This window comes from Thermoanaerobacterium calidifontis (genome assembly GCF_055381745.1).
In genome coordinates this window covers 1608244-1627158 of record NZ_AP042436.1, presented here as the reverse complement: position 1 = coordinate 1627158, position 18915 = coordinate 1608244, and the positions used below count along the sequence as shown (strand labels likewise).

The following is an 18915-nucleotide window of genomic DNA, read 5'->3' as shown; positions in this document are numbered from 1 at the left end:
TCATTAATAATGATTGAAAAAATTATTGAGAGAGTAAAAAAATACGATCAATCTGAAGATGATATTAATTTAATATTAAAAGCTTATGATTATGCGCTAAAAGCTCATGAAGGACAATACAGAAATTCAGGAGAACCGTATATTGTTCACCCTGTAGAAGTTGCAATGATTCTTGCTGATCTGGAACTTGATGTATCTACTATTGCCAGTGGACTTCTTCATGATGTAATAGAAGATACATCTATTTCTTATGAAGATATAAAAAATGAATTTGGGCAGGAAATTGCTGATTTAGTAGATGGCGTGACGAAGCTTGGCATGATAGAATACAAATCGAAAGTAGAACAGCAGGCTGAAAATATGAGGAAAATGCTCATTGCAATGGCTAAAGATATACGAGTTATAATGATAAAGCTCGCTGATCGCCTTCACAATATGCGTACTCTTAAATTTTTAAGCGAAGAGAAGCAAAAGGAGAAAGCACAAGAAACATTGGAAATATACGCTCCTATTGCCCATAGATTAGGTATGTCAATGATAAAGTGGGAGTTGGAGGATTTATCATTGAGATACCTTCATCCTGATGAATATTACAGTCTTGTTGAAAAGGTTGCAAAGAAGAGGAAAGAGAGAGAAGAATCCATAAAGGAACTCATTGAAAAGTTAAAAGAAAAATTGAATGAAATCGGAATAAAGGCTGATGTTGATGGAAGACCTAAACATTTTTACAGTATTTATAAAAAAATGAAGCAGCAAAACAAGACTTTTGAGCAGATTTACGACTTAATGGCTGTCAGAGTAATTGTCAATACTGTAAAAGATTGTTATGGGACATTAGGCGTTGTTCATACATTGTGGAAGCCAATGCCTGGCAGATTTAAAGATTATATTGCTATGCCAAAGCCAAATATGTACCAGTCTCTCCACACTACTGTAATTGGGCCGAAAGGTGAACCATTTGAAATACAAATTCGAACTTGGGACATGCACAGGACAGCAGAATATGGAATTGCAGCTCACTGGAAGTATAAAGAGGGCAAATCTTACGAAGATGAGTTTGACGCTAAGCTTTCCTGGTTGCGGCAGCTTTTGGAGTGGCAAAGAGAGTTAAAAGATGCTAAGGAATTCATGGAGACCTTAAAAATAGATCTGTTTACAGATGAGGTTTACGTTTTTACTCCTAAAGGTGATGTCATAAGTCTCCCAGCCGGTTCTACGCCTATTGATTTTGCATATAGCATTCATACCGAAATAGGCCACAGATTAAATGGCGCTAAAGTAAATGGAAAGATCGTTCCAATAGATTATGAGCTTAAAAATGGTGATATAGTTGAGATTCTCACGACAACCAATGCTGACAGAGGTCCCAGCAGAGACTGGCTTCAGATTGTAAAAAGCTCACAAGCAAAAAATAAAATACGGCAGTGGTTTAAAAAGGAAAAAAGAGAAGAAAATATCGAACGAGGACAGGAGATATTTTACAGGGAGTTAAAAAGACAAGGGATACAACAATCCCAATTAAAAAGCGATATAATGGAATCTGTTCTAAAAAAGCTAAACATGCATTCTGAAGAAGATTTGTATGCAACAATTGGATTTGGCGGGCTTGCATTAAATCAGATAATACCTCGCATAAAGGAAGAGTTAAAGCAAGTAGAAAGTGAGTCCAAAAAACAAATTCCAACTGTACTGGAAGCAAAGAAAAAGCAAAAGATTGGCGGAATGGGTGTCATTGTAAAAGGCGAAGACAATGTCATGGTTAGATTTTCGAAATGTTGTTCTCCTGTCCCTGGTGATGAAATAGTAGGATATGTCACAAAAGGCCGTGGAGTTTCAATACACAGAAAGGATTGTCCAAATATAAAAGATTATGTTTACGATAAAAATAGAATTATAGAAGTTGAGTGGGATCAAGGCAAAAACATGGCGTATCAAGCAGATATTCAGATTATGGCTATTGATAGGTATGGATTACTGACAGATGTCACCAGTATATTAGCTGATATAAAAATTTCTGTAAGAGCTGTAAATGCAAGAACAACAAGGGACAATATTGCAATAATTAATTTGACGTTAGAGATTACATCGAAAGAGCAGCTTGAAAAAATTATGAATAAATTAAAAGCTCTTGATGGTGTGACGGATGTATACAGAATAAGTGCATGAAATTTACTCATGACGAAAAATGCAGCATTGGAGGTATTAAAATATGAGGGCTGTTGTTCAAAGAGTTTTGCAAGGAAACGTAACAGTTGACGACAATATAGTAGGAGAAATTAACAAAGGACTTGTAGTCTTGGTGGGTGTTTCAAATGATGATGGCTTGGAGGATGTAGAATATATATCCGATAAAATCGCCAATTTAAGGATTTTTGATGACGAAGAAGGTAAGATGAACCTTTCTATAATTGATGTTGGCGGTGAAATCTTATTAGTGTCACAGTTTACGCTTCTTGGCGATGCAAGAAAAGGTAGGAGACCTAATTATATGAATGCTGCCAAATCAGAAAAAGCGCTGTACCTTTTTGATAGATTGTGCAATGAATTAAGTAAAACGGGACTTCATGTTAAGACAGGAAAATTTGGAGCTATGATGCAGGTTTCTTTGATAAATGATGGACCAGTAACGATACTTTTAGATTCAAAAAAGATCTTTTAAGGTGAGTGGAATATGAGAGACGATTTAGATATTAAAAAATTTTCAGTAGGGCCTTTGCAAGCTAACTGTTATATAGTATCTGCAAAGGGTAGTCATGAATGTGTAATGGTAGATCCTGGCGATTTTGCATCTGAAGTGGAAGATTATTTGATAGATAATGATTTTAGACTGAAGTATATTTTGATAACTCATGGGCATTTTGATCATATTGGGGGTGTCGATTACTTTAGAGACAAATTTGGAGCAAAAGTTTGCATTTCTATCGATGATGCAGCAATGCTTAAAAATCCAGCGATGAATTTGTCTGAGCTTGGCTTTGAAAAAATAATATCACAAGATGCTGATATTTTGTTAAGGGATGGTGACACTTTATCGTTTGGAGAAGGTATTTTTATAACAACTATTCATACTCCTGGACATACACCTGGTGGAGTATGCTATAAAATCGATGATGCCTGTTTTACGGGAGATACGCTTTTTAAGGAATCTGTAGGTCGAACTGACTTTCCAGGTGGCGATTTCAATGAAATAATAAATTCAATTAAAAATAAATTGTTTATACTACCTGATACGACTTTAGTTTTTCCGGGGCATGGTGATATCACCACAATTAAGGACGAAAAGCTTAAAAACCCATTTGTACGCTTTTCATAAAATCTTATATATCTCATCAGAAGTCGGCGGATTTATTTCTATTTTTTTATTGCCATCTATAAGATATTTTCCGTTTTTTGTAATCTTACCGACTATTGTTGCATCGATATTTTGCTTTTTCAATTCATCTACTATTTTTTTGCCATTTGATGACGTAATAATCATCGAGCCGCTTGAGATAAGCTTAAATGGATCTAAGTTAAAGTAATCACAGATAATCATAGTCTCATTCCTTACAGGAATTAAATCACTGAAAATTTCAATTCCCACATTTGATGCTTCTGCGATTTCAAAGGCTGCGCCTAATATCCCGCCTTCGGTAATATCATGCATACAATTTACGCCACATTCAGCCGCAATTAAACCCTCTTTTACTACACTTAAATCTTTAATAAAGCTTTTCGCGCTGTCTAAAACAGATTCAGAAATATGATTTGATAGCTTTTCATAGTAATCGTTGGCGATTATGAAGGTTCCTTCAATACCTACTGATTTGGTAACTATTACGTCATCATTTAATTTAGCGCCGCTTGTTTTAATGAATTTGTCTTTGCTACATACACCGATGGCAGTAGTCGATATTACTGGTTTATTTACGGAAGATGTGACTTCGCTATGACCGCCGAGAACCTCAATGTTAAGCTCTTTGGCTCCTCTATCTATTTCCTGCACGATTTTGTTCAATGATTCTTCATCAGAACCTATTGGCAGCAAAATGGTTTCAAGCACGCCTATGGGTTTTGCACCACATGATGCAATATCATTGCATGAAATAATTACAGATAAGTATCCGCTTAAGTTATTTGAGGCAGTTATGGGATCTGTAGACAAAACAGCCGCATACTGGTCAAATTCAATAACGCTGCAATCTTCTCCTATACCTGCATGTACAGCTACTTCGTTTCGCTTTACGCCTAAGTTGGTGTATACGAGTTTTGATAAAATGTCTGTTGGCACTTTTCCTTCTTTCATAGTAAGCACATCCTTTGAAAATTTTTGTATATAATCTATATTAGCATAAATAATTTTTATGTTCCACATCAAAGTATTTCAGTAAAAAATAATCTAAAAACTTATAGACAAATATAAAATATTGTGATATCATATTAAAAAAGAAGATTATGCATCCTTTAACTGGTCCTGTGAGGCTGGCAAGGAGTTAAAACAGATATTGACTTCTTGCTTTATCAAGAAGTTTTTTTATGGAGGTATAAGATTTGAATTATAAAGCTGAGATAATGGACGAAAAAGCAATTGACAGAGCTTTAATTCGAATTTCACATGAGATTGTAGAAAAGAATAAAGGCATCGAAGATATTGTATTAGTTGGCATAATGCGTAGAGGTGTGCCTCTTGCAAATAGACTTGCTAAGTATATTGAACGCATCGAAGGTGTAAGACCTCCTATAGGTTCACTGGATATTACTTTATATAGAGATGATTTAACTACGAAATTAGAGCAGCCAATTGTCAAAAAAAAGGACATAGGAGTAAATGTAGTTGGGAAAATTGTTGTTTTGGTAGATGATGTAATATATACAGGAAGAACTGTAAGGGCTGCTATGGATGCTGTTATAGATTTAGGGAGACCTAAGTCAATACAGTTGGCAGAACTCATTGATAGGGGACATAGGGAACTTCCCATACGACCTGATTATGTGGGGAAAAATGTGCCTACATCAAAGAGCGAAATTGTAAGTGTCATGCTTGAGGAAATTGATAATGCAAACAAAGTTGTAATAATAGAATAACAACCTTTAAATTAGTCCAGCGAGACTGATAAGGGAGAATTGCGGTTCTCCCACTTTAGAAAGAAAGGGAGATTTTTTATGGTTATTTTAGAATTCATAAGATTCAAAAAATATTCAAAAATCTTATATTTAAGAGCAGAGCCATTTTAATATGTAAAAATGGTTGCTGCTCTATTTTTTAATAACAAAGAAAGGATGGTTAAAATGATAGGAAAAGACGCGTTAGGAATAAGGGAAATGACAAAAGAAGATCTTTTAGAGATACTGGATACAGCAGGAGAAATGAAGAAAATCTTGGTTGGCAATAAAAATTCAGATATTTTAAGAGGCAAGACAGTTGTTACGATATTTTTTGAGCCAAGCACAAGGACAAGATTGTCATTTGAAATGGCAGCAAAATACCTTGGAGCGCATTTTGGAAACATAGAAACCAAGACAAGCAGCGTTGTAAAAGGTGAATCACTTATTGATACAGTAAGAACGGTAGAAAAGATGAAAGCAGATGTGATTGTAGTACGTCACAATATGTCCGGTGCTCCGCATCTTATGGCAAAATATCTTGATGCATCGGTAATAAATGCAGGTGACGGTCTTAACGAACATCCTACACAGGCTTTGTTGGATTTAATGACAATAAGAGAGAAAAAGGGATTTTTTGACGGCTTAAAAGTAGTCATAGTTGGAGATATAGTTCATTCGAGAGTTGCAAGGTCTAATATATGGGGATTACAAAAATTAGGAGCTGACGTTAGACTGGTAGGTCCTGCTACATTGTTGCCAAAGACTTTTGAAAAGCTTGGAGCAAAAGTCTATTACGACATAGACAAAGCTATTGATGGAGCCGATGTAGTCATGGGACTTAGAATTCAATTAGAGAGGCAGAAAAATGGTTTATTTCCATCAAAAGATGAGTTTTCAAAGTATTTTGGGATAACAGAGGAAAGAATGAGACTTGCCAAGAAAGATGCAATATTGATGCATCCTGGACCTATCAATAGAAATGTAGAACTTACATCAAAAGCAGCTAATGCCAAATACTCGGTTATTGAGGAACAAGTTACAAATGGCGTAGCTGTAAGAATGGCATTATTAAAAATATTATGTGAAAGGAGAAAATCAAATGAAATTGGTTATTAAAGATGGGATAGTAATAGATGGAGAAGGATTTAATGAAAAAGCAGATATCTTAATAGAGAATGGAAAGATAAAAGGGATAGATAAAAGAATATCGCTGAATGACGCAATTTCAATTGATGCAAAAGGGAAACATGTATTTCCGGGATTTATTGATATGCACACACATTTGCGGCAGCCTGGTTTTGAAGAAAAGGAAACGATAAAAACAGGTACACATGCTGCTGTTGCTGGTGGTTATACAACTGTTGCATGTATGCCAAATACAAATCCTGTTATAGATAATGAAGTAGTTGTGGAATATATAAAAAGTATCGCTGATAAAGAAGGGTATTGTAAAGTAATTCCGATAGGTGCCATGACTAAAGGCATGTTGGGCGAAGAAATTTCAGAGATGGCAAAATTGAAGGATGTGGGCGTGTTAGCTTTATCTGATGATGGATTTCCAATAATGAATTCAGGGCTTATGAAGAGAATAATGACTTATGGAAGCATGTACGATTTGCTTATGATAACTCACTGCGAAGATAAAATGTTAAGCGGTGAAGGCGTGATGAATAACGGGATAATTTCAACAAAAATCGGCTTAAGAGGAATACCGCATGAAGCGGAAGAGGTAATGTTGTCACGAAATATTATTTTGGCAAAATCTACTGGAGCAAGACTTCATGTAGCGCATGTATCAACAAAGGATAGTGTTGAGTTGATAAGGAGAGCTAAGGCAGATGGAGTAAATATAACAGCAGAGGTAACGCCGCACAATCTATGCCTTACTGAAGATATAGTTGATGGTTTTGACACGAATACAAAGGCTTATCCTCCATTAAGGACAAGGGAAGACGTGAATGCGCTTATAGAAGGGTTAAAAGATGGTACAATAGATGTAATTGCGACAGATCATGCACCTCATACGAAAGATGATAAAAAAGTTCCTTATGAAATAGCGGCTTTTGGCATATCAGGAATCGAAATCGCTTTTTCTGTAGTGTACACGTATCTTGTTAAAAATGGATTGATTGCGATAGACGATTTAGTAAAGTATATGTCGATAGAACCTTCGAGACTTTTAAAATTAACCCATGGTTTTAAGATAGGCAATGATGCAGATATTACAATAATAGATTTAACAAAAGAGTTTACAGTCGATGCGGACAATTTTAAATCAAAAGGTAAAAATACACCATTTAATGGGCAAAAATTGTACGGCATGGTGGAATATACGATTGTAAATGGAGAAATAAAATTTAAAAATGATGGCAATTATCAAATAAGTAATGTATAATATATATAGAATAATTATACATTATTATGAATAAATATTTATAAGAGGTGTTAATATGTTTTCGGATAATTTGATACATGCAATAAAATTCAAGAATAATCCTACGGTTGTCGGTTTAGATCCAAGAATTGAAAGCATTCCAGAATTCATAAAGAAAGCGGCATTTAATAAATACGGGAACAATACAAAAGGAATATCTGAAGCGATTTATTATTTTAATAAAGGCATTGTTGATGCTGTATTTGATGTAGTACCAGCGGTAAAGATTCAGATCGCTTTTTATGAAATATATGGGGCAAATGGGATAGAAGCTTTTTATAAAACTGCTGAATATGCCAAAGAAAAAGGGCTTATGGTTATAGCAGATGTAAAAAGAGGAGATATAGCAGATGTAGCAGAAATGTATTCAAAAGCATATTTGCAAAATCCCTCTATTGATGCAATTACAATCAATCCGTACATGGGTGAAGATACCATAACCCCATATATACGAGATGTATTAGAATACGACAAAGGGCTATTTATCCTTGTGAAAACTTCTAATGCTGGTTCTGGAACGATTCAAAATTTAAAAACTGTCAGTGGTACTGTATATGAAAATGTAGCTCACATGGTTGACAAGATTTCAAAACTAGCCGAAGGTAGCTTAGGATATAGTTCTATAGGTGCGGTTGTTGGAGCTACGTATAAAGAAGAGGCCAAAATACTGAGAAAAATAATGCCATCTGCTATCTTTTTAGTGCCTGGATATGGAGCACAAGGTGCTACTGCAGAAGATGTCATTAATTGCTTTGATGAAAACAACTTAGGTGCTATAGTCAACTCATCGAGAAAAGTCATCTTCGCTTATAAAAGTCAATATTGGAAAGATGTTTTTTCAGAATATGAATTTGCTCAAGCTGCACGTGCTGAAGTTCTTTTGATGATGGGAATGATTAATAATGCGCTTTTAAAAAGAAGATATATTGCGTGTTGAGGTGAAATATGGAATACGTTGTTAGAGAAAATAGAGAAATTAGCAATGGGATATATAGACTTAGGTTAGAATTTGACGATATTCCTGCTCCAGGGCAATTTATCATGATAAATTGTGGCGGCAATACATTATTAAAGAGGCCATTTAGTATATGTGATCATGATGGGAATGAAATTGCAATTGTTTATAGGATAAAAGGAAAAGGCACTTACAATCTTTCGAAAGTTAAAGCTTTAGACACATTAGAAGTAACTGGTCCCCATGGTCACGGATTCGATATGTTTGATAAATTCAACAATATTCTCATCGTTGGTGGTGGCATAGGGATACCACCACTGCTGTTTCTTTCAAAGAAATTAAAAAATAAAAATCTAAAGATTGCTCTTGGCTTTAAAAGCGATATATTTCTCGTAGATGAATTTCAAAAGTATGGCGATGTCGTTATTGCGACTGAAGACGGGAACACTGGCATTAAGGGGTATGTTACCGATGTAATGAAAGGTGAAATAAAAGATATTGATATGGTTTATGGATGTGGTCCAATGCAAATGCTTAAATCTGTAAAAGACATGGCTGAAAAGTATGATGTGCCTTGTCAAATCTCTGTTGAAGAACATATGGGTTGTGGAATTGGTGCATGTATGGTATGTGCCTGCAAAACAAAAACCGATTCTGGATTTCAATATAAAAAAGTCTGTAAGGATGGTCCTGTATTTTGGGCAAGGGAGGTAGTATTTTGAATCTGAAAGTCAGTATAGGGGACCTTGAGCTTAAGAATCCAATTCTTGTGGCATCTGGTACGTTTGGCTTTGGAAAAGAGTATTCACAATATATCGATTTAGATAATTTAGGAGGAATAATGGTAAAAGGTCTTACAGTGTATCCAAAAGAAGGAAATCCTCCGCCGCGTATATATGAAACGCCATCAGGAATTTTAAATAGTGTTGGACTGCAAAATCCAGGTGTCGATGCTTTCATAAAAGACGAATTACCATTTTTAAATAGATTTAATACTAAAGTAATCGCAAATATAGCAGGAGAAACAATAGAAGAATTCGTATTATTAGCCCAAAAACTTAACATAGACGGTGTAGACGCTTTAGAGATCAATGTCTCATGCCCAAATGTAAAAGAAGGAGGTATGTCATTTGGAATAGATCCCAACAGTGTACATGAGATAACTAAAAAAGTAAAGGAAGTATCAAATAAAACAGTCATTGTAAAATTGACTCCAAATGTAACTGATATAAAGATTTATGCTAAAGCAGCAGAAGACGGTGGTGCTGATGCAATTTCTCTTATAAATACAGTTACTGGAATGGCCATAGATATAAACACAAGGCGACCTGTTTTTAAGAATGTGTTTGCAGGTTTATCAGGACCAGCTATAAAACCTATAGCCCTTAAAAATGTGTATGAAGCTAAAAGAGCTGTATCAATCCCTGTGATAGGTATGGGGGGAATTTCATCTGCAGAAGATGCTTTAGAATTCATGATAGCAGGGGCTACTGCTGTAGCTATTGGAACTTATAATTTTATCAATCCTACTGGTTCAATAGACATCTTGGAAGGAATAAAAAAATATATGTTAAGAAATAACATATTTGATGTAAACCAATTGATAAATTCTATTAACGTATAATTATTATGGTAAACCAAAGAGAAAGGAAAATTAAAATGGATAGAGAAAAGGTACTTGAAATATTAAGCGAATTAAAAGTATTGAATAAAGGACATTTTTTATTGACTTCTGGTAGGCATAGCGACACATACCTCCAATGTGCTAAGATTTTCCAGTATCCTAATTACAGTGAATTATTTTCAAAAGAAATAGCGAGTAAATTTATTAAAGAAAAAATAGATGTAGTAATTGGGCCTGCCATTGGTGGCATTATATTTGCGTATGAAGTTGCAAGGCAATTGGGTGCAAAAGCCATCTTTGCTGAAAGAGAAGATGGGATGATGAAATTAAGAAGAGGATTTGAGATAAATGAAGGTAATAATGTACTTGCAGTAGAAGATGTTGTCACAACAGGTGGCTCTGTAAAAGAAGTCATTGAACTTGTAAAAAGTTATAATGCAAATATTGTTGGTGTTGCAAGCATTGTCGACAGAAGCAATGGAAATGTCAACTTTGGAGTAAAATTTGAATCTATAATATCAATTGATGCAGTGTCGTATGAAAGTGAAAAATGCCCACTATGCGAAAAGGGACTGCCTATATACAAACCTGGAAGCAGAAAGTTTAAATAAGAAGCAAAGAGCTTCTTATTTAAACTAAAAAACTTGCAGTATCAAACACTTTAGGTATTCAGTTTCACTGGATGACAACAGTATAGGATGATCTTTTGACTGTGTTCTTTTTTCTATTAGTCTTGTATTCTTTCGTGTGTCGTGGGCGGCTTCTTTAATTATGTTTAGAAACGCATCGGGACTTATGTGTTGTGAGCAAGAACAAGTAATGAGGAAACCGCCTCTTTTCAAGATTTTCATTGCTCTTAAATTTATTTCTTTATATCCTCTTATGGCATCTTTTACTGTCTCTTTACTTTTAGTAAAGGCAGGCGGGTCAAGGATTACAACGTCAAATCTTTTGTTTTCTTCATCGTATTTTTTTAACAAATCAAATGCATTTTCACATGTAAAATGACACTTATCCAGGTATCCGTTTAGAGCTACGTTCTTTTTAGCCATATCTAATGCTGTTTCTGATATATCTACGGTTTCAACGCTTTTAGCACCATAATGCAATGCATGTACTGAAAAAGAGCCTGTATGGCTAAAGCAATCTAAAACATCGGCATCTTTTACGTACTTTTTTATTGCGGCTCTATTTTCTTTTTGGTCTAAAAAATAACCAGTTTTTTGACCGTTTTCTATGTCAACCAAAAGCTTAACGCCGTTTTCTTCAAATTGTTGAATTGTATCGAAATTGCCATATAAAAATCCTTTTGTTTCAGGTAATCCTTCCAGCATTCGCACAGACACATCATTTCTTTCATATATACCTTTAGGTCTTAATAATTCAACGAGTATGTTTACTATTAAGCCCTTGTACCTTTCCATACCAAGTGAAAGTGTTTGAATAACTAAATAATCTCCGAATTTGTCCACAATAAGAGCTGGCAAAAAATCAGCTTCTCCAAAAATTACCCTGCATGAATTTAAATTATCCATAACTTTTTTTCTATATTCCCATGCTTTTAGAATTCTCTTTTTAAAAAAATCCTCATTTATGAGCTCATCTTTTTCATGTGTGAGAAGCCTTACAGTTATCATAGATTTAAGATTTATGTATCCTCGCCCGATGAAGTTTTTCTTGTAATCATAGACATCAACAATTCCACCAGGCTCATAATCGCCTTCTATGTGATCTATTTCTGTTTTGTATATCCATGGATGACCGCTTAATACTCTTCTCAAATTTTCGTTTCTGAGAATTACATCTGTCATAATAACACTCCTAATTCAAAAATTCGTTTAAATAATTTATATCATATAGGCAGAGATGATTCAATACGATTGCTTTTTTATTAAAAAAATATATTCAGTAACTCAAACTTCGCACTTATAAAAGTAGCTCTGTACCTTGATAATTCAATATTGTTTGGCTATAAAATAGCATGAGACCTCCATTTTTGGTATAATTGAATTATCAAAAAACAAACAGACTGGAGGCTCATGCTATGAATAGTATAACACAAAATAACCAAATTGATAATAAGGTTTCTACTTCGATTAAAAGTTTCTTTAAAAAATATAGAATTTCGGCTGCTTTAAGGTTATCGAATGCTTACAAAAGCAAGGGCATTCCTGTTATTTCTATTTTCGAGTACTTATTCTGCATGATCTTTACCAATAGATCTATGTATATGAATATGCTAATGGGTACAAATCAGGCTGGTTTTAAGAAAGACACGGTTTACAGATTCTTAAACTCTATTCATATCAATTGGATTCGGTTTACCACTTGGCTTAGTGCACAGATTATAAATGAGACAATTATCGGGTTAACAAGCGACAAACGCGTAAATGTTCTTATTGTGGATGACTCTTTATTCGAACGCTCTAGCTCTAAAAAAGTAGAGCTACTAGCAAAAGTATATGACCATGCTAAGAAAACATACAAGTATGGCTTTCGCCTACTTACACTCGGATGGTCAGATGGAAATACTTTTATCCCAGTCAATGGATGTCTTTTATCTACTGAGAATCAAAAGAATCGTATCAATGAAGCTATACCTGTGGACAAGCGTTCCGCCGGGTATTTAAGAAGAAATTTAGCCCAAACCAAAGCAACAGCCGTAGCTCTGGAATTAATAAAAACCGCTAAAAAAGCAATGATTCCAGTTTGATTGCTATTAAAGAAATGGGCTATGATGTTATGGCAATGGCAAAGAAAACATCAAAGATGCATTACCTATATAATGGAATAATGCAGCCATTAACGGAAATATACAAGCAAAACAGAAAAAGAAGAGGTAGGTCGAGATATCTGTTATCCGTGGAAGTTTCCGTTGAAAAAGACGGAAAATCTATTCCTGCTCGAATTATATTTGTCAGAAACAGGAATAATCGAAAAGACTATCTGGCGCTTATTACCACGGATATGAACCTTAATGAAGATGAAATCATTCGTATATACGGGAAGCGCTGGGATATAGAAGTCTTTTTCAAAGTGTGTAAATCATACTTGAAGCTCAGCAAAGAATGCAATTCATTATCTTACGATGCTATGACAGCACATACAGCAATCGTATTTACCAGATACATGATGCTTGCACTAGAGAACCGTCGATCATCAGATTTACGAACAATGGGAGAGATATTTTACTACATACAGGATGAAATGTCCGATATTATGCTGATTCAGGCTTTTCATCTGCTTATGCAAGTATTCATAGATACAATAGCAGATAAACTATCGTTATCTTCAGAACAGCTGGATAAATTACTTGATGCTTTTATGGCTGCGATTCCCAAAGAACTTAAGGAAAGACTTCCGAAGTGTGCATAATTGCGTAAATTACTATTACTTTTTTCTGGCAAAGTATTAAGTTTTCAAGGAATAGAGTAATTATTTATGTGCGAAGTTTGAGTTCAGTAATAAATGTTAGAAAAAAAGAGCATAATAAAGATATATATGTATAATTGCATGTAAATATACTATATTGATAAATTTCATGTTTGAATAAGAATTTAAAACGTGGTATATTAACATACGTCGCTTCTTTGAGGAGCGAATAAAGACACCACAAAATACCAAATAGAAAGCAGTTGACAGAGAGAAGATAATGTGGTAAGATAGACGATGTCGCGGAAAGCGGCGAGGGAGACGAACCTTGAAAACCGAACAGTGAGATATAAGAGCAAAGGATATAAACATGAGAGTTTGATCCTGGCTCAGGACGAACGCTGGCGGCGTGCCTAACACATGCAAGTCGAGCGAAGGGAGTACTACGGTACGAACTTAGCGGCGGACGGGTGAGTAACGCGTGGACAATCTACCCTGTAGACTGGGATAACACCTCGAAAGGGGTGCTAATACCGGATAATGTCAAATGATGGCATCATCATTTGAAGAAAGGAGAAATCCGCTATAGGATGAGTCCGCGTCCCATTAGCTAGTTGGTGGGGTAAAAGCCCACCAAGGCGACGATGGGTAGCCGGCCTGAGAGGGTGAACGGCCACACTGGAACTGAGACACGGTCCAGACTCCTACGGGAGGCAGCAGTGGGGAATATTGTGCAATGGGGGAAACCCTGACACAGCGACGCCGCGTGAGCGAAGAAGGCCTTCGGGTCGTAAAGCTCAATAGTATGGGAAGATAATGACGGTACCATACGAAAGCCCCGGCTAACTACGTGCCAGCAGCCGCGGTAATACGTAGGGGGCGAGCGTTGTCCGGAATTACTGGGCGTAAAGAGCACGTAGGCGGCTATAAAAGTCAGATGTGAAAAACCTGGGCTCAACCGAGGGTATGCATCTGAAACTAAATAGCTTGAGTCAAGGAGAGGAGAGCGGAATTCCTGGTGTAGCGGTGAAATGCGTAGAGATCAGGAAGAATACCAGTGGCGAAAGCGGCTCTCTGGACTTGAACTGACGCTGAGGTGCGAAAGCGTGGGGAGCAAACAGGATTAGATACCCTGGTAGTCCACGCCGTAAACGATGGATACTAGGTGTGGGTGAGGAATCATCCGTGCCGGAGTTAACGCAATAAGTATCCCGCCTGGGGAGTACGGCCGCAAGGTTGAAACTCAAAGGAATTGACGGGGGCCCGCACAAGCAGCGGAGCATGTGGTTTAATTCGAAGCAACGCGAAGAACCTTACCAGGGCTTGACATCCACAGAATCTGGTAGAAATACCGGAGTGCCTCGCAAGAGGAGCTGTGAGACAGGTGGTGCATGGTTGTCGTCAGCTCGTGTCGTGAGATGTTGGGTTAAGTCCCGCAACGAGCGCAACCCCTGTTGGTAGTTACCAGCGTAAAGACGGGGACTCTACCGAGACTGCCGTGGAAAACACGGAGGAAGGCGGGGATGACGTCAAATCATCATGCCCTTTATGCCCTGGGCTACACACGTGCTACAATGGCCTGAACAGAGGGCAGCGAAGGAGCGATCCGGAGCGAATCCCAGAAAACAGGTCCCAGTTCAGATTGCAGGCTGCAACCCGCCTGCATGAAGACGGAGTTGCTAGTAATCGCGGATCAGCATGCCGCGGTGAATACGTTCCCGGGCCTTGTACACACCGCCCGTCACACCACGAGAGTTTACAACACCCGAAGTCAGTGACCTAACCGAAAGGGAGGAGCTGCCGAAGGTGGGGTAAATGATTGGGGTGAAGTCGTAACAAGGTAGCCGTATCGGAAGGTGCGGCTGGATCACCTCCTTTCTAAGGAGCAATCCTTACATTAAGGAAAAAAAGAGTATTTATTTTAAGAGCGAACGCATAGCGAAGTGTTCGAAATGTGTCCGATGAATGAAGCGAGTGAAGCGTGCGAGCGTGAAGGACCACGCGAGAGGCACTACGACAGGACGTCGTTAAGTGCCGTTAGCGAAACGAGCTGAAAGAATCGAAGACACATAGAACACGGAGCCTGTGTGAGCGATAAAATAAATACGAATATCTCACTGTTCAGTTTTGAGGGTTTAGACCCTCAGGAAAGTGAACCTTGAAAACTGCACAATGCAAATATGGGTAACGAAGAAAAACGAGGAAACAATAGGTCAAGTTAGAAAGGGCGTATGGTGGATGCCCAGGCACTTAGAGCCGAAGAAGGACGCAGCAAGCGGCGAAACGCTCCGGGGAGTCGCAAGCAGACGCAGATCCGGAGATCTCCGAATGGGGAAACCCGCTTAAGGTAATACTTAAGCATCCCATGGTGAACACATAGCCATGAGGAGGGGAAACCGCGTGAACTGAAACATCTAAGTAGCGCGAGGAAAAGAAAGAAAAAGTCGATTTCCTGAGTAGTGGCGAGCGAAAAGGAAGGAGCCCAAACCCGGCACTCAATTAGAATTGTTAAAAAACCAAAAATAGAAAAATAGCAGTTCTAATTGAGTGCCGGGGGTTTAGGACCACAAGAAGGTATGAAAAGCGAAGCCGAACAGACCTGGGAAGGCAGGCCAAAGAAGGTGAAAGCCCTGTAGGCGTAGGCTTTAAATACCGAGTGGGATCCAGAGTACCACAGGATAGGCAACCCGGTGGGAAGACGGGAGGACCATCTCCCAAGGCTAAATACTCCTAAGTGACCGATAGCGCATAGTACCGTGAGGGAAAGGTGAAAAGAACCCCGGGAGGGGAGTGAAAGAGAACCTGAAACCATATGTCCACAAGCAGTGGAAGCGAAAGCGACCACGTACTTTTTGTAGAACGGACCGGCGAGTTATAGATATGCAGCGAGGTTAAGCGAAAGCGGAGCCGAAGCGAAAGCGAGTCTTAAAAGGGCGAGAGTTGCATATCATAGACCCGAAACCGTGCGACCTACCCATGATCAGGGTGAAGCCGGAGTAAGATCTGGTGGAGGCCCGAACCACGTTGACGTTGAAAAGTCATGGGATGAATTGTGGGTAGCGGAGAAATTCCAATCGAGCTCGGAGATAGCTGGTTCTCCCCGAAATAGCTTTAGGGCTAGCCTCAGGGGGTAGAAAATATGGAGGTAGAGCACTGAATGGACTAGGGGCCAAAAAGGTTACCGAACCCTATCAAACTCCGAATGCCATATTGAGAACCCTGGGAGTCAGACTACGAGTGATAAGATCCGTGGTCAAAAGGGAAACAGCCCAGACCGACAGCTAAGGTCCCAAAGAGCATGTTAAGTGGTAAAGGAAGTAGGATTTCCAAGACAACCAGGATGTTGGCTTAGAAGCAGCCATACATTCAAAGAGTGCGTAATAGCTCACTGGTCGAGAAATCCCGCGCCGAAAATAAACGGGGCTAAAACATGCCACCGAAGCTACGGATTCTGAAAAGAATGGTAGGGGAGCGTACTGTACAGGACGAAGGATAAGCGAAAGCGAATCTGGACAGTACAGTAGAGAGAATGCCGGTATAAGTAACGAGAGTAAGGCGAGAAACCTTACCGTCGAAAGCCTAAGGATTCCTGGGGAAGGATAATCCGCCCAGGGTAAGTCGGGACCTAAGCCGAGGCGAAAGCGTAGGCGATGGAGAACCGGTAATAAATCCGGTACCACCGAAATCCGCTAAAAGAGAAGCAAGGACGCAGCGAGATAAGAAAAGCGTGCGGTTGGTAGAGCACGTCCAAGCAGCGACGAAAAGAGCTTTGAGTGAAGTACCAAAGCTCATAAGAGCTGTGATGGGGAGCCGAAAGGCGAAGTTTCGAAGGGGCTGCCAAGAAAAGTTGCTATCGAGGATGAGGTGCCCGTACCACAAACCGACACAGGTAGGCGAGGAGAGAATCCAAAGACGAGCGGGAGAACCCTCATTAAGGAACTCGGCAAAAAGACTCCGTAACTTCGGGAGAAGGAGTGCCGAAAGGCCGCAGAGAAGAGGCCCAAGCGACTGTTTACCAAAAACACAGGTTTCTGCTAAGTCGAAAGACGAAGTATAGGAGCTGACGCCTGCCCGGTGCTGGAAGGTTAAGGGGAAGGGTCAGGAGGAAATCCAAAGCTCTGAACTTAAGCCCCAGTAAACGGCGGCCGTAACTATAACGGTCCTAAGGTAGCGAAATTCCTTGTCGGGTAAGTTCCGACCTGCACGAAAGGCGTAACGACTTGGGCGCTGTCTTGAAGGGGGACCCGGTGAAATTGTAGTACTCGTGAAGATGCGAGTTACCCGCGACAGGACAGAAAGACCCCATGGAGCTTTACTGCAGCTTGTCACTGAATTTTAGTAATATCTGTACAGGATAGGTGGGAGGCGGAGAAATATGGGCGCCAGCCTATATGGAGCCAACGTTGGGATACCACCCTGATATTACCGAAATTCTAACATAGGAGCCGTAAGCCGGCATATGGACACTGACAGGCGGGCAGTTTGACTGGGGCGGTCGCCTCCTAAAAAGTAACGGAGGCGTCCAAAGGTTACCTCAGCGCGGAAGGAAATCGCGCGTAAGAGTGCAAAGGCAGAAGGTAGCCTAACTGCGAGAAAGACAATTCGAGCAGGGACGAAAGTCGGGCTTAGTGATCCGGCGGTAGAGAATGGGATTGCCGTCGCTCAACGGATAAAAGCTACCCTGGGGATAACAGGCTGATCTCCCCCAAGAGTCCACATCGACGGGGAGGTTTGGCACCTCGATGTCGGCTCATCGCATCCTGGGGCTGAAGTAGGTCCCAAGGGTTGGGCTGTTCGCCCATTAAAGCGGTACGCGAGCTGGGTTCAGAACGTCGTGAGACAGTTCGGTCCCTATCCGTCGCGGGCGCAGGAAATTTGAGAGGATCTGCCCTTAGTACGAGAGGACCGGGGTGGACAAACCGATGGTGTACCAGTTGCAAAGCCTTTTGCACAGCTGGGTAGCCAAGTTTGGAAGGGATAAACGCTGAAAGCATCTAAGCGTGAAACCCACCTCAAGATAAGATTTCCCATCTGGCACTCAACTATACTTGCTGAAAGAAGAAAAGATTACAGTAGGTAGAGTTGAGTGCCAGAGTAAGACACCTTGAAGAAGACGAGGTAGATAGGCCGGAGGTGTAAGAGTAGAAATACTTTTAGCTGACCGGTACTAATAAGTCGAGGACTTGACCTTTAGCATTGTGCAGTATTCAAAGTTCATTTAAGAAAGCATAAATAGAGAAAAAATCTATCAAAAGCGAACGATTAATGAAGCTTTCGTGATATATCACGATGAATGTAGCGTAGTTTGGCGTATGAGCGAAAGCCGTCACAACGCATAGACGGCGTTAGCCAAAGTAGCGAAATGAATCGATGATATATAGAAAGCGAAATTTGTGAGCGTTGATAAGATTTTTTCAGAAGAATATGCAAAAGACAAATGAACGA

Annotated in this window: 12 protein-coding genes, 2 rRNA genes and 1 pseudogene; 13 read left to right on the top strand and 2 right to left on the bottom strand. The window is 39.0% G+C overall.

From position 1 onward, the window contains the following. Positions 1-9: 9 nt before the first annotated feature. From ACZ42G_RS08530 to ACZ42G_RS08520, 3 genes are read left to right on the top strand one after another with little or no spacing between them, the layout of a single operon-like run. The gene (locus ACZ42G_RS08530) at positions 10-2166 is read left to right on the top strand and encodes a RelA/SpoT family protein (protein ID WP_274892856.1); all 2157 of its coding nucleotides are present in this window, start codon (positions 10-12) and stop codon (positions 2164-2166) included. A 43-nt stretch (positions 2167-2209) separates the two neighbouring features. Beyond that, positions 2210-2659: a D-aminoacyl-tRNA deacylase gene (gene dtd, locus ACZ42G_RS08525; RefSeq protein WP_085112052.1), complete on the top strand. Its 450-nt coding sequence runs from the start codon at positions 2210-2212 to the stop codon at positions 2657-2659. Positions 2660-2671: 12 nt separating this feature from the next. Continuing rightward, complete coding sequence (locus ACZ42G_RS08520) at positions 2672-3313, top strand: MBL fold metallo-hydrolase (RefSeq protein WP_274892855.1); 642 nt, start codon at positions 2672-2674, stop codon at positions 3311-3313. On the opposite strand, the gene ACZ42G_RS08515 is transcribed toward ACZ42G_RS08520, so the two are convergent. Next, on the bottom strand, positions 3308-4285 hold the full coding sequence (locus ACZ42G_RS08515; RefSeq protein WP_274892854.1) for an AIR synthase family protein: 978 nt from the start codon (positions 4283-4285) through the stop codon (positions 3308-3310). The two genes, ACZ42G_RS08520 and ACZ42G_RS08515, sit on opposite strands and share 6 nt — an antisense overlap. 245 nt (positions 4286-4530) lie before the next feature. On the opposite strand from ACZ42G_RS08515, the gene pyrR reads away from it, so the two are divergent. From pyrR to pyrE, 7 genes are all read left to right on the top strand, one after another. Further along, the gene (gene pyrR / locus ACZ42G_RS08510) at positions 4531-5064 is read left to right on the top strand and encodes a bifunctional pyr operon transcriptional regulator/uracil phosphoribosyltransferase PyrR (protein ID WP_013788185.1); all 534 of its coding nucleotides are present in this window, start codon (positions 4531-4533) and stop codon (positions 5062-5064) included. 204 nt (positions 5065-5268) lie between these two features. Next, positions 5269-6201: an aspartate carbamoyltransferase catalytic subunit gene (locus ACZ42G_RS08505; RefSeq protein WP_085112049.1), complete on the top strand. Its 933-nt coding sequence runs from the start codon at positions 5269-5271 to the stop codon at positions 6199-6201. Further along, the gene (locus tag ACZ42G_RS08500) at positions 6185-7480 is read left to right on the top strand and encodes a dihydroorotase (protein WP_464850078.1); all 1296 of its coding nucleotides are present in this window, start codon (positions 6185-6187) and stop codon (positions 7478-7480) included. Before ACZ42G_RS08505 ends, ACZ42G_RS08500 begins: the two co-directional genes overlap by 17 nt. 55 nt (positions 7481-7535) lie before the next feature. Then, positions 7536-8456, top strand: a complete 921-nt coding sequence (gene pyrF, locus ACZ42G_RS08495) for an orotidine-5'-phosphate decarboxylase (RefSeq protein ID WP_464850076.1) — start codon at positions 7536-7538, stop codon at positions 8454-8456. An 8-nt stretch (positions 8457-8464) separates the two neighbouring features. Beyond that, positions 8465-9196, top strand: coding sequence for a dihydroorotate dehydrogenase electron transfer subunit (locus tag ACZ42G_RS08490; RefSeq protein WP_085112046.1), 732 nt, complete (start codon positions 8465-8467; stop codon positions 9194-9196). Further along, a complete protein-coding gene (locus ACZ42G_RS08485; RefSeq protein WP_274892850.1) occupies positions 9193-10098 on the top strand; it encodes a dihydroorotate dehydrogenase in 906 nt (301 codons plus the stop codon). Before ACZ42G_RS08490 ends, ACZ42G_RS08485 begins: the two co-directional genes overlap by 4 nt. A 35-nt stretch (positions 10099-10133) precedes the next feature. Next, entirely contained in the window at positions 10134-10709 is a 576-nt protein-coding gene (pyrE, locus tag ACZ42G_RS08480) for an orotate phosphoribosyltransferase (RefSeq protein WP_085112044.1), read from the top strand. Positions 10710-10733: 24 nt separating this feature from the next. Here pyrE and ACZ42G_RS08475 read toward each other — a convergent pair whose 3' ends face one another. Beyond that, positions 10734-11909, bottom strand: a complete 1176-nt coding sequence (locus tag ACZ42G_RS08475) for a class I SAM-dependent rRNA methyltransferase (protein WP_085112043.1) — start codon at positions 11907-11909, stop codon at positions 10734-10736. A 233-nt stretch (positions 11910-12142) separates the two neighbouring features. Here ACZ42G_RS08475 and ACZ42G_RS08470 point away from each other — a divergent pair. The 3 genes and pseudogenes from ACZ42G_RS08470 to ACZ42G_RS08460 all read left to right on the top strand — a co-directional run bounded on the left by ACZ42G_RS08470 (position 12143) and on the right by ACZ42G_RS08460 (position 18661). Beyond that, positions 12143-13473, top strand: a pseudogene (locus ACZ42G_RS08470) (IS4 family transposase). 363 nt (positions 13474-13836) lie between these two features. Next, a 16S ribosomal RNA gene (locus ACZ42G_RS08465) occupies positions 13837-15348 on the top strand. 333 nt (positions 15349-15681) lie between these two features. Next, a 23S ribosomal RNA gene (locus ACZ42G_RS08460) occupies positions 15682-18661 on the top strand. Together the 16S and 23S rRNA genes form the textbook arrangement of a ribosomal RNA operon. Positions 18662-18915 lie beyond the last annotated feature (254 nt).

What these genes read in the sequence shown, in the direction of transcription:
- ACZ42G_RS08530 (WP_274892856.1), top strand. Translation starts at nt 10, where the DNA reads ATGATTGAAAAAATTATTGAGAGAGTAAAAAAATACGATCAATCTGAA.
- dtd (WP_085112052.1), top strand. Translation starts at nt 2,210, where the DNA reads ATGAGGGCTGTTGTTCAAAGAGTTTTGCAAGGAAACGTAACAGTTGAC.
- ACZ42G_RS08520 (WP_274892855.1), top strand. Translation starts at nt 2,672, where the DNA reads ATGAGAGACGATTTAGATATTAAAAAATTTTCAGTAGGGCCTTTGCAA.
- ACZ42G_RS08515 (WP_274892854.1), bottom strand. Translation starts at nt 4,285, where the DNA reads ATGAAAGAAGGAAAAGTGCCAACAGACATTTTATCAAAACTCGTATAC.
- ACZ42G_RS08505 (WP_085112049.1), top strand. Translation starts at nt 5,269, where the DNA reads ATGATAGGAAAAGACGCGTTAGGAATAAGGGAAATGACAAAAGAAGAT.
- ACZ42G_RS08500 (WP_464850078.1), top strand. Translation starts at nt 6,185, where the DNA reads ATGAAATTGGTTATTAAAGATGGGATAGTAATAGATGGAGAAGGATTT.
- pyrF (WP_464850076.1), top strand. Translation starts at nt 7,536, where the DNA reads ATGTTTTCGGATAATTTGATACATGCAATAAAATTCAAGAATAATCCT.
- ACZ42G_RS08490 (WP_085112046.1), top strand. Translation starts at nt 8,465, where the DNA reads ATGGAATACGTTGTTAGAGAAAATAGAGAAATTAGCAATGGGATATAT.
- pyrE (WP_085112044.1), top strand. Translation starts at nt 10,134, where the DNA reads ATGGATAGAGAAAAGGTACTTGAAATATTAAGCGAATTAAAAGTATTG.
- ACZ42G_RS08475 (WP_085112043.1), bottom strand. Translation starts at nt 11,909, where the DNA reads ATGACAGATGTAATTCTCAGAAACGAAAATTTGAGAAGAGTATTAAGC.